The following is a 9,900-nucleotide window of genomic DNA, read 5'->3' on the forward strand; positions in this document are numbered from 1 at the left end:
CCATGGCAGCCTGGGCTATGTGCCGATGGCGGTGACCGGCTATCTCGAGCAGGCCAAGGCGGCGGCGCAGCGCACCTTCATCCCCGGCACCGAGGCCGCGGGGGCGGGCCAGGACGACGTCGCCACCACCGCGTTCCCGGCCTGGTCGAAGGAGGAGCGCGCCGGCCGCTGCCTGGACGCCGCGCTAGCGATGCTGGCCGTGGTCGCGTCACAGGCGCTGCACGTCACCGGCCGCGCGGCACCGCCGGCGCTGCGGCCCTTCGTCGACGAGGTCCGGGCCGTCGTGCCGCCGGTCGCCGAGGACCGGGTGCTCGGCCCGGAGCTCGGCCGCCTCGCCCCGCGCTTCACGCCGCGGGGGTTCTCAGGTGGAGAGCTCTGATCGCGTAGGGTGGGTTCGCGGCGCGCGAACCCAACCTACGCCGGCCTGTTTGCACGGCGCGTCGCAGCCAGGGTCTTATCGATCGCTGCGTCGAGGGTTTCCTGATCCACATCCGCATTGCCGGCCTTGGCCTGGGCCGCGGTCAGTTCCAGGATGTGGGCCCGCACCGCTTCTTCGACGAAGCGCGACAGGTCGCCCTTGCGACCCCCGCCCTGGCTGGCGAGGAACTGGCGCAGGGCCATGTCGGTGGACTGCGAAACCACGAGGTTCCAGCGGGTCGCGGACATCGGATTGCTTTCTGCTTAAGCGTATAAACACCTATGCGTTTATACACCAACCAACCACGCCCCACAATCCGAATGGCACCTTTACGCGGACCTGCGGGACGATGCGGGCCATTTCCACCGCCATTATGGAACCATGGCCACAACGCTGATTGTCGTCGACGACCCGGATGGGCTGTCCGACGACCTGCCTCCCAGTTGCCGCGTCGTCACCCCCGACGACCTGCTGGACGGCCACCACCTGCCCGAACTCGGCGCCGTGCGCGGCGCCATGGTGGTCAATCTGTGCCGTGACCAGCGCCCCCTGTCCTTCGGCTACTACGTCTCGCTGATCGCCGAGGCCCGCGGCTATGCCGCGATCCCGACCGCCGCGGTGCTGGCCGACCAGGCCGACGACCGGCTTGTCCGCAGCCGCCATGCCACGGTGGACTGCGCCCTGGCCGCGCTGCACCGGCAGGATGCCGGCAGCCGCCTGGCCATGCCGCGGCGCCTGTTCGTGGCGCTGGGCCGCTGCGACAAACCGCATCTGCAGGAGGTCGCCGAGGCGGCCTATGCCGCGTTCGGCCTGCCACTGATGACCCTGCAGATCGACGCCGCCCGCCATCAGCTGCTGCACGTGGTGCCGGAAAGCCTGCCCGGGCTGGACCCACGGCAGCGCCGCCTGCTGCGCGCCGCGCTGGAGCGGCTGTCCGGCACCCCACCGGCACCCCGCCCGTTTCGCCGCCCGCGCCGGCTGGCCGTGCTGGTAAACCCGGACGACCCGCTGCCGCCGTCGCGGCCCGGCACCGTCGCCCGGCTGCGCGATGTTGCGGCCGGGATGGGCATCGAGACCGAATGCCTGGGCCATCGCGACCTGCCGCGACTGGGCGGCTTCGACGCCCTGCTGATCCGCGAGACCACCGCGCTGCAGGCGCCGAGCTACATCTTCGCCGAGAGCGCGGTGCGGCTGGGCCTGCCGGCGATCGACGACCCGGTCTCGATCCTGCGCTGCTGCAACAAGGTCTATCTGCATGAGCGGCTGAAGGCCGAAGGCGTGCCGCAGCCGCGCACCCTGGCGGTGCGGTCCGACACGCTGCTGGCCGCCGGCGAGGCGCTGGGCTTCCCGCTGGTGCTGAAGATCCCCGACGGCGCCTGTTCGCGCGGCGTGATCAGGGTCGACACCCCGGCCGAGCTGCCGGTGGCGGGGCGGCGGCTGCTGCGCCGGTCGCGGCTGATCCTGGCCCAGGAATACCTGTACACCGACTTCGACTGGCGCATCGGCGTGCTGGCCGGCCAGCCGCTGTTCGCCTGCCGCTACCGCATGGTGCGCGGCCATTGGCAGATCTTCCGCCATGGCGGCGATGGCCGTAGCGAAGAGGGCGCGACCGAGCCGGTGCCGCTGGAGGCCGTGCCGGCCGCCATCGTGTCGGCGGCGCTGGCGGCCGCCGCGCTGATCGGCACCGGCCTCTACGGCGTCGACCTCAAGGAGACGGCACAGGGCCCGGTCGTGATCGAGGTCAACGACAACCCGAACATCGATGTCGGGCTGGAGGATGCCTGCCTGGGCGACGCGCTGTACGAAAGGCTGCTGAGCCACTTCCTGGAGCGGATCGAGGCCGGAGAGCGGCAGCAGGCCGAGCCGGCACGGGCCGCAGCCGCGATCTGGTAGGCTGATCGTCACTGGCGTCGGGCCTGATCCGACACCCCAAGGGCCGCCGCGGGCGGCCCTTGTCGTTTCCGGCCGTCAGCCCAGGTTCTGGCCGATCGCCAGGAACTTCTCGCGCCGCTTGGCGCGCAGGGTCTTGCCGTCGAGGTCGCCCAGCGGGGCCAGGGCCGCGCCGATCGCGTCGCCGACCGCGCGCATCGCGTCCGCCGGGAAGCGGTGGGCGCCGCCGACCGGTTCCTCCACCACGCCGTCGATGACGCCGAGCTGCTTCAGGTCCTGCGCCGTCAGCTTCAGGGCGGCCGCGGCCTCCTGGCTCTGCGCGCTGCTGCGCCACAGGATCGAGGCGCAGCCTTCCGGCGAGATCACGGAATAGATCGCGTGCTCCAGCATCAGCACCCGGTCGGCCACGGCGATGCCGATGGCCCCGCCCGAACCGCCCTCGCCGATGACGACGGAGACCAGGGGAACCTGGACGCGAAGGCAGGTTTCGATCGACTTGGCGATCGCCTCGGCCACGCCGCGCTCTTCCGAGGCGACGCCGGGATAGGCGCCGGCGGTGTCGACGAAGGTGAGCACCGGCAGGTGGAAGCGGTCCGCCAACTCCAGCAGGCGCTGGGCCTTGCGGTAGCCTTCCGGCTTGGCCATGCCGAAATTGTGCCGGATCCGGCTTTCGGTGTCGTTGCCCTTTTCGTGGCCGATCACCACCACCGAGCGGCCGCGGAACCGGCCGAGGCCGCCGATGATGGCGCGATCCTCGGCAAAGGCGCGGTCACCGGCCAGCGGCTGGAAATCCTCGATCAGCGCGGCGATGTAGTCGAGCCCGTGCGGCCGATTCGGATGCCTCGCGACCTGCACCTTCTGGGCCGGAGTCAGCCCGCGATAGGTGTCGCGCAGCAGCTTGTCGACCTTGGTCTGCAGCCGGGAGACTTCGTCGGCGATGTTGAGTTCGCCGGCATCGGTGATGTGCCGAAGCTCCTCGATCTTGCCTTCGATTTCGGCAATCGGCTTTTCGAATTCGAGAAAGGTCTTCATTCCACGCTGAGACTGGCCCTCGGGGATCGGGGGGCTGTCTAACACAGGGCCGCCCGCATTGAGACCGAAATCTGCGCAGAGCTGGCGCTATCGGCGCGGAGCAGCGTGCCCCCCGGGCAATCCTCCAGCACGCCGAGCCGCAGTTCGGCGACCAGCAGCCGGTGCGGCTGTTCGTCCGGCATCACGAAGCCCAGCGGCGCCGCGGGCTGGAAGCCGAAGCGGGCGTAGTAGGCGAGGTCGCCGACCAGCAGCACCATGCGGTGGCCGAGATCGCCCGCCCGCTTCATACTGCCGCGCATCAGGGCGGCGCCGACGCCGGCGCCCCGCAGCTCCGGCCGCACGGCGAGGGGGCCCAGCAGCAGCGCCGGCCGGTCGGTCCCGACCATCATCGGCCAGTAGCGGATCGACCCCAGGATCCGGCCGCTCGGCCGCCCGCCCTCACGCACCACGAAGCACAGGCCGCGCACCGGCGCGACGCCGTCGCGATAGCGGTAGGAGGTCTTGGCCTGCCGGTTCTCACCGAAGGCAAGGTCGAGCAGGCCATCGACTTCGTCCGCATCCCGCGGCCGTTCGGTCTTGAGCACGTACAATTGGGATCTGTCCTTGGATCGGAGATCGTCTGGTCGCGCGCCGACCGGCCCCCGCTTCGCCCGCATCATGATGTTGCAGGCACTCGGGAACGCCTCAGGCCACCGCGCCGCGAAGGGCGGGCTGTCGGCGTCGTCGTCGCAGCATCGGGACCAGGAAGCGCACGTCGATTCGTTCCATAGGACATCAAGCGGACACAGCGAAACCGCATCCGCCATCCGCTGTCAATGCAAATGCGCCCTGGGCAAATGCAATCGACATGCATCTGGCGATCCCAGGTGACGCCGCACGGCGGCTGTGCCAGGACAGGCCCGATGCAGGCCCTCCCCATCCCGGCGATCCGCCGCCAGTTCACGCGCTATGCCGGCGTCGGCGTGATCGCCACCGCCCTGCACTATGCCGTGCTGATCGGCCTGGTGGAATCGGGCACGGCCGCGCCGCTACCGGCGACGCTGGCCGGCTATGTCGCGGGCGGCGTCGTCTCCTACGGGCTCAACCGGCGGCTGACCTTCGCCACCGGCCGGCCGCATCGCGAGGCGGCGTGGCGATTCGGCCTGGTCGCCGCCTCCGGCTTCGCCTGGACCTGGGCGCTGATGGCACTGTTCGTCGACCGGCTGGGCGCGCCCTATTTGCCGGCCCAGGCGGTGACGACGCTGATCGTGCTGTTCTGGGGCTTCGCCGCCAACCGGCTGTGGACCTTCGCCCATCCGGACGGCCCGGACGCCTGACCTAGGTCCGGGTCTTCGCCATCGGATGCGCCGAGGCGACCAGGGCCTGCAGCCGGTCGCCCAGCACATGGGTGTAGATCTGGGTGGTGGCGATGTCGGCATGGCCCAGCATGGTCTGGACCGAGCGCAGATCGGCGCCATGCGACAGCAGATGGGTGGCGAAGGCATGGCGCAGCACATGCGGGCTGACCCGGCTGGGCTCGATCCCGGATTCGACCGCCAGATCCTTCAGCAGCTGGCCGAAGCGCTGCCGGGTCAGGCTGCCGCCGCGCGCGGTGCGCGACGGGAACAGGAAGCCCCGGTCACGGCCCTTGACGAAGAACACGCCGCGATGCGGCAGATAGGCGGTGATGGCGTCGCGCGCCGGCTCGGACAGCGGCACCAGCCGTTCCTTGTCGCCCTTGCCGCGCACGATCAGCGCTCGGCCATCGCGCCCGAGCGCCGACAGCGGCAGCCCGACCAGTTCGGACACGCGCAGGCCGCCGCCATAGAGGATCTCGAGCAGGGCCAGCAGCCGAAGCCCCTCGGCCAGCCGTTCCGGATCGGCGAATCGGCCGGCGATGGCACCGATCAGCGCCTCGACCTCGGCCTCGGACAGCAGCTTCGGCAGCGACCGGCCGAGGGCCGGGGAATCGAGCGCGGCCGACGGATCGTCCTGGCGCCGGCCTTCGGAGACGAGGAAGCGGTAATACTGCCGCATCGCCGACAGGAGCCGGGCCGCGGTGCGCGCGGTGGTCTTCCCGCTCTTGGCGCCGTCTCGCCGGGCGAGATCGCCGAGATAGGCGCGCAGATCGTCGGTCACCGCCCGGTCGATGGCGCCGCCGCCGGCCTCCAGGAAGCGGTTGAGGTCGAGCAGGTCGCGGCCATAGGCCTCGCGGGTGTTGGCCGCGGCGCCGCGTTCGGCCACCAGCATGTCGAGGAAGGCCTCGACCGAGGGCGGCGGCAGCAGCCGCGGCGCCGGCGGCCGGCCGCGCCGGGGCTTCGGGCCCGGGGCTGGGGCCTCGGCCACCCTATTGTTTGAACTTGTCGTTCGAGATCACCTTCTCGACCGTCTGGGTCGGCGGCCGGAAATCGATCACCGCGAGGGCGACGCCGCCGCCGACGATGACCAGCAGCACGGCGATCCCGAGGATCCTGCCGAGGCCGCCACGGCCACCGCCGCCCCCACCGCTGGAGCCTGGGGAGAATCGGGTTTTGGAACGACGACGAGCCAAGACGGACACCGTGAGTGCTGGGATCAGGAATCGATGTGCCGGCCGCGGCCGGCACCTGCCCCGAGAAAGCAGATGCGGCAAGGCCGACGCAACCCTATCTTAGGCGGTCGGCACGGCGGCGCAAACCGCCTTGCTCCTTCAACACGCCCGGCCAGGGCCGCAAGAGGATCGATGATTAGCGCGCTGCACCGTCCCCTGCCCCGCACCCTCGTGCTTGTCGGCCTGATGGGCGCCGGCAAGACCGCGGTGGGCAAACGCGTGGCCGCACGGCTGGGCCTGGGCTTCATCGACGCCGACCAGGCGATCGAGGAGGCGGCGGGCTGCAGCATCCCCGACATCTTCGAGCGCTATGGCGAGCCGGCCTTCCGCGACCTGGAGCGCCGGGTGATCGCCCGGCTGATGCTGGAGCCGGTGCAGGTGCTGTCGACCGGCGGCGGCGCCTTCATGGACCCGCAGACCCGGGCGGTGGTCGCCGAGCACGGCGTGTCGCTGTGGCTGAAGGCGGAGCTGGAGGTGCTGGCGGCACGCACCGCCAAGCGCCACAACCGGCCGCTGCTGCGCCAGGGCGACCCAAAGTCGGTGCTGGCCGGACTGATCGAACGCCGCCACCCGGTCTATGCCCTGGCCGATCTGACGGTCGAAAGCCGCGACGGCCCGGTCGAGGAGACGGTGGAGCGGGTGCTGGCGGCCGTCGACGCCCGGCTGGCGGCCGAGGCCCCGCCCGTCGATTCGACCTCGGCGACACAGGAACAGGCCACCCGGCCCGAAACGGCCCAGGATCACACGGCCCAGGATCACACGGATTGATGCACTGAGATGACACGCGAAACCATCCGCGTCGGGCTGGGCCCGCGCAGCTACGACATCGTCATCGGCCCCGGCGCCCTGGCCGAGGCGGGGCAGCGGATCGCCGCCCTGGGCCGCGGCAAGCGCGTGATCGTGATCGCCGATTCGCGGGTCGCGGCGCTGCACGGCGCCGCCCTGGACACATCCCTGGCCGTCGCCGGCATCGCGGTCGAGACGCTGACCGTGCCGCCGGGCGAGACGACCAAGTCGATGACGGTGCTGGCCGACCTGCTGGACCGGATCCTGGCCCTGGGCATCGAGCGCGGCACCCTGCTGGTGGCGCTGGGCGGCGGCGTGGTCGGCGACCTGGCTGGCTTCGCCGCGGCGGTGGCGCTGCGCGGCCTGGACTTCGTGCAGATCCCGACCACGCTGCTGGCCCAGGTCGACAGCTCGGTCGGCGGCAAGACCGGGGTCAACAGCAAGCACGGTAAGAACCTGATCGGCGCCTTCCACCAGCCGCTGCTGGTGCTGGCCGACACCGCGATCCTGTCGACCCTGCCGGCGCGGGAGCTGCGGGCCGGCTATGCCGAGGTGGTGAAATACGGCGCCCTCGGCGACGCCGCATTCTTCGACTGGCTGCAGGACAACGGCCCGCGGCTGCTGGCCGGCGACGGCGCCGCCACCATCCAGGCGGTGAAGCGCAGCTGCGAGATGAAGGCCGAGATCGTCGGCCAGGACGAGCGCGAGGCGGCGCAGCGCGCCCTGCTGAACCTGGGCCACACCTTCGGCCATGCCCTGGAGGCCGAGACCGGCTATGGCGACGCGCTGCTGCATGGTGAGGCGGTGGCGATCGGCATGGTCATGGCCTTCGACCTGTCGGTCCGGCTGGGCCTGTGCCCGGCGGCCGACCGCGACAGGCTCGTCCGGCACCTCGACGCGGTCGGGCTGCCGACCCGCCCGGACCGCAGCCGGTCCTGGTCGGTCGACGCGCTGCTGCACCACATGACCCGCGACAAGAAGGTCAAGGACGGCCGCCTGACCTTCATCCTGGTGCGCGGTATCGGCCAGGCGTTCGTCACCAACGAGGTGCCGGCGGAGCCGGTCGCCGCGGTGCTGGCCGACGCGATCGCCGCCTAGACACCCCCCGCCACTGCCCGCCGAGCCCCATGTCCGATGACCTCGTCCTGCTGCTCAACATCGCCGGCATCATCGTCCTGCTGCTGGTCTCGGCGTTCTTCTCGGGGTCCGAGACGGCGCTGACCGCGGCCAGCCGGGCGCGGATGCACCAGCTGGAGACGCATGGGCTGGCCCGCGCCGGCATCGTCAACCGCCTGCGCGAGCAGAAGGAGCGGCTGATCGGCGCCCTGCTGCTGGGCAACACCCTGGTCAACATCCTGGCCTCGGCGATCGCCACCAGCTTCCTGACCACCATCGTCGGCGCCTCGGCCGTGCCGATCGCCACGGTGGTGATGACCGCGCTGATCCTGATCTTCGCCGAGGTGCTGCCCAAGACTTATGCCATCAACCATGCCGACCGGGCGGCGCTGTCGATCGCCCCCGCGGTCCGCACCGTGGTGTGGCTGCTGGGCCCGATCGTGCGGCTGGTGAACTGGCTGGTGCGCGGCGTGCTGCGCCTGTTCGGCGCCGACCCGCACCGCGTCGGCCTGGCCGATTATGTCGACGAGCTGCGCGGTGCCATCGAGCTGCACCGCGGCAGCGAGGCCGAGGTGGCGCAGGAGCGGCAGATGCTGCGCTCGATCCTCGAGCTCGGCGACGTCTCGGTGTCCGAGATCATGACCCACCGTCGCACCGTCGAGGCGATCGACGCCGAGCTGACGCCGCCCGAAGTGGTCGCGGCGATGCTGGGCAGTTCGCACACCCGCCTGCCGCTGTGCCAGGGTGGCTTGGAGAACATCATCGGCGTGCTGCACGCCAAGGATGTGCTGCGGGCGCTGCAGGCGGCCGGCGGCGACCCGGACCGGCTGGACATCCGGCGGATCGCGACCAAGCCGTGGTTCATCCCCCGACACCACCACCCTGCTGGACCAGCTGCACGCCTTCCGCACCCGGCGCGAGCATTTCGCCGTCGTGGTCGACGAGTACGGCGACCTGAAGGGCGTGGTGACGCTGGAGGACATCCTGGAGGAGATCGTCGGCGACATCGTCGACGAGCACGACCTGCCGGTGGCCGGCGTGCGGCCGCAGCCGAATGGCAGCTTCCTGGTCGACGGCACGGTGACGATCCGCGACCTGAACCGCCGCTTCGAATGGCGGCTGCCGGATGACGAGGCCTCGACCGTCGCCGGGCTGGTGCTGCACGAGGCGCAGCGCCTGCCCGAGGTCGGCCAGGCCTTCACCTTCCACGGCTTCCGGTTCGAGATCCTGCGGCGCCAGCGCAACCAGATCACCGCGGTGCGGCTGACCCCGCCGGACTCCGAGTCCCCCGACAGCAAACCTGGGGAGGGCTGAGCATGCCCCTGTCCGCCGCCGCGGCACGCGCGCCGATCCACACCCGCCGCGTCACCTGCGAAGGTTTCCGGCGCGAGGACGGGCTGTGGGACATCGAGGGCCACCTGACCGATGTGAAGGCCTATGAGTTCCGCAACGAGTTCCGCGGCGCCCTGCCCCCTGGCGAGCCGCTGCACCAGATGCGGATGCGGCTGACGGTCGATGACGGGCTGGCCATCACCGCGGTCGAGGCGGTGACCGAGCACGGCCCCTATGCCCTGTGCCCGGAGATCGCGCCGAACTTCCAGGCCCTGGTCGGCCTGCGCATCGGCCCCGGCTTCACCCGGGCGGTGAAAGAGCGGCTGGGCGGCCCCAAGGGCTGCACCCATCTGGTCGAACTGCTGGGCCCGATGGCGACCACCGCGTTCCAGACCGTCTTCCCGATCCTGTCGCGCGAACGCCCGGATGACGGCGACCCGGCGAAGCGGCCGGTGCTGCTGGACAGCTGCCACGTCTTCGCCGCCGATGGCGACCACGCCCGGCGCCGATGGCCGGCATTCTACACCGGGCCCGAGCGGGACTGACCGGGCGCCATCGGCGCCGGAAGGCACGAACGCAGTAGTATTATCCGCAGCCCTTGTTCATTCTTTGTTCCATGGACAAGGCGCAATCCCATCAGACAGAGGCCCCGGCCGCTCCGCAGGAGGAGCGGGCGGCGCGGCATCTGCGTCTGCTGGCCCGGGCGGCCGAGATCCAGATGGAGGTGATGGAGGCGACCCGCTGCGAGGCGCTGGAT

The 9,900-nt window shown here is 71.1% G+C and carries 11 protein-coding genes and 1 pseudogene; 8 read left to right on the forward strand and 4 right to left on the reverse strand.

Going from position 1 to position 9,900, the window contains the following annotated elements; all coding sequences use genetic code 11:
• Nucleotides 1–379 (forward strand): hypothetical protein (locus AC3XYG_RS23580; RefSeq protein WP_489142305.1); only part of this gene is annotated, 379 nt, incomplete at its 5' end.
• Between the two features lie 35 nt (nucleotides 380–414).
• Here the strand turns inward: AC3XYG_RS23580 and AC3XYG_RS23585 are convergent.
• A complete protein-coding gene (locus AC3XYG_RS23585; protein ID WP_489142306.1) occupies nucleotides 415–666 on the reverse strand; it encodes a ribbon-helix-helix domain-containing protein in 252 nt (83 codons plus the stop codon).
• A gap of 133 nt (nucleotides 667–799) precedes the next feature.
• Here AC3XYG_RS23585 and AC3XYG_RS23590 point away from each other — a divergent pair, with 133 nt between their 5' ends.
• Nucleotides 800–2,311 (forward strand): RimK-like ATPgrasp N-terminal domain-containing protein, encoded by a 1,512-nt coding sequence (locus AC3XYG_RS23590; protein WP_489142307.1) that lies wholly within the window; start codon nucleotides 800–802, stop codon nucleotides 2,309–2,311.
• 75 nt (nucleotides 2,312–2,386) lie between these two features.
• On the opposite strand, the gene AC3XYG_RS23595 is transcribed toward AC3XYG_RS23590, so the two are convergent.
• On the reverse strand, nucleotides 2,387–3,340 hold the full coding sequence (locus AC3XYG_RS23595; RefSeq protein WP_489142308.1) for an acetyl-CoA carboxylase carboxyltransferase subunit alpha: 954 nt from the start codon (nucleotides 3,338–3,340) through the stop codon (nucleotides 2,387–2,389).
• Nucleotides 3,341–3,378: 38 nt separating this feature from the next.
• The gene (locus tag AC3XYG_RS23600; protein WP_489142314.1) at nucleotides 3,379–3,924 is read right to left on the reverse strand and encodes a GNAT family N-acetyltransferase; all 546 of its coding nucleotides are present in this window, start codon (nucleotides 3,922–3,924) and stop codon (nucleotides 3,379–3,381) included.
• A gap of 318 nt (nucleotides 3,925–4,242) precedes the next feature.
• On the opposite strand from AC3XYG_RS23600, the gene AC3XYG_RS23605 reads away from it, so the two are divergent.
• On the forward strand, nucleotides 4,243–4,656 hold the full coding sequence (locus AC3XYG_RS23605; RefSeq protein WP_489142309.1) for a GtrA family protein: 414 nt from the start codon (nucleotides 4,243–4,245) through the stop codon (nucleotides 4,654–4,656).
• A gap of 1 nt (nucleotide 4,657) precedes the next feature.
• On the opposite strand, the gene AC3XYG_RS23610 is transcribed toward AC3XYG_RS23605, so the two are convergent.
• On the reverse strand, nucleotides 4,658–5,665 hold the full coding sequence (locus AC3XYG_RS23610; RefSeq protein ID WP_489142310.1) for a site-specific tyrosine recombinase XerD: 1,008 nt from the start codon (nucleotides 5,663–5,665) through the stop codon (nucleotides 4,658–4,660).
• Nucleotides 5,666–6,041: 376 nt separating this feature from the next.
• Between AC3XYG_RS23610 and AC3XYG_RS23615 the strand changes: the two genes are divergently transcribed.
• The 5 genes and pseudogenes from AC3XYG_RS23615 (at nucleotide 6,042) to AC3XYG_RS23640 (ending at nucleotide 9,688) form a co-directional block, all read left to right on the forward strand.
• Complete coding sequence (locus AC3XYG_RS23615; RefSeq protein ID WP_489142311.1) at nucleotides 6,042–6,677, forward strand: shikimate kinase; 636 nt, start codon at nucleotides 6,042–6,044, stop codon at nucleotides 6,675–6,677.
• Nucleotides 6,678–6,686: 9 nt separating this feature from the next.
• Nucleotides 6,687–7,793 carry a 3-dehydroquinate synthase gene (aroB, locus tag AC3XYG_RS23620; RefSeq protein ID WP_489142312.1) on the forward strand — a complete coding sequence of 369 codons (1,107 nt, stop codon included), beginning with the start codon at nucleotides 6,687–6,689 and terminating at the stop codon, nucleotides 7,791–7,793.
• Nucleotides 7,794–7,822: 29 nt separating this feature from the next.
• A pseudogene (locus tag AC3XYG_RS23625) lies at nucleotides 7,823–8,311 on the forward strand (CNNM domain-containing protein); the annotation flags it as partial.
• 283 nt (nucleotides 8,312–8,594) lie between these two features.
• Complete coding sequence (locus AC3XYG_RS42785) at nucleotides 8,595–9,125, forward strand: transporter associated domain-containing protein (RefSeq protein WP_507021938.1); 531 nt, start codon at nucleotides 8,595–8,597, stop codon at nucleotides 9,123–9,125.
• A gap of 2 nt (nucleotides 9,126–9,127) precedes the next feature.
• Nucleotides 9,128–9,688: a DUF2889 domain-containing protein gene (locus AC3XYG_RS23640; RefSeq protein ID WP_489142313.1), complete on the forward strand. Its 561-nt coding sequence runs from the start codon at nucleotides 9,128–9,130 to the stop codon at nucleotides 9,686–9,688.
• The last annotated feature ends 212 nt before the right edge of the window (nucleotides 9,689–9,900 follow it).

The sequence above is a fragment of the Inquilinus sp. genome (assembly GCF_057815775.1).

What these genes read in the sequence shown, in the direction of transcription:
- AC3XYG_RS23585 (WP_489142306.1), bottom strand. Translation starts at nt 666, where the DNA reads ATGTCCGCGACCCGCTGGAACCTCGTGGTTTCGCAGTCCACCGACATG.
- AC3XYG_RS23590 (WP_489142307.1), top strand. Translation starts at nt 800, where the DNA reads ATGGCCACAACGCTGATTGTCGTCGACGACCCGGATGGGCTGTCCGAC.
- AC3XYG_RS23595 (WP_489142308.1), bottom strand. Translation starts at nt 3,340, where the DNA reads ATGAAGACCTTTCTCGAATTCGAAAAGCCGATTGCCGAAATCGAAGGC.
- AC3XYG_RS23605 (WP_489142309.1), top strand. Translation starts at nt 4,243, where the DNA reads ATGCAGGCCCTCCCCATCCCGGCGATCCGCCGCCAGTTCACGCGCTAT.
- AC3XYG_RS23615 (WP_489142311.1), top strand. Translation starts at nt 6,042, where the DNA reads ATGATTAGCGCGCTGCACCGTCCCCTGCCCCGCACCCTCGTGCTTGTC.
- aroB (WP_489142312.1), top strand. Translation starts at nt 6,687, where the DNA reads ATGACACGCGAAACCATCCGCGTCGGGCTGGGCCCGCGCAGCTACGAC.
- AC3XYG_RS42785 (WP_507021938.1), top strand. Translation starts at nt 8,595, where the DNA reads ATGTGCTGCGGGCGCTGCAGGCGGCCGGCGGCGACCCGGACCGGCTGG.
- AC3XYG_RS23640 (WP_489142313.1), top strand. Translation starts at nt 9,128, where the DNA reads ATGCCCCTGTCCGCCGCCGCGGCACGCGCGCCGATCCACACCCGCCGC.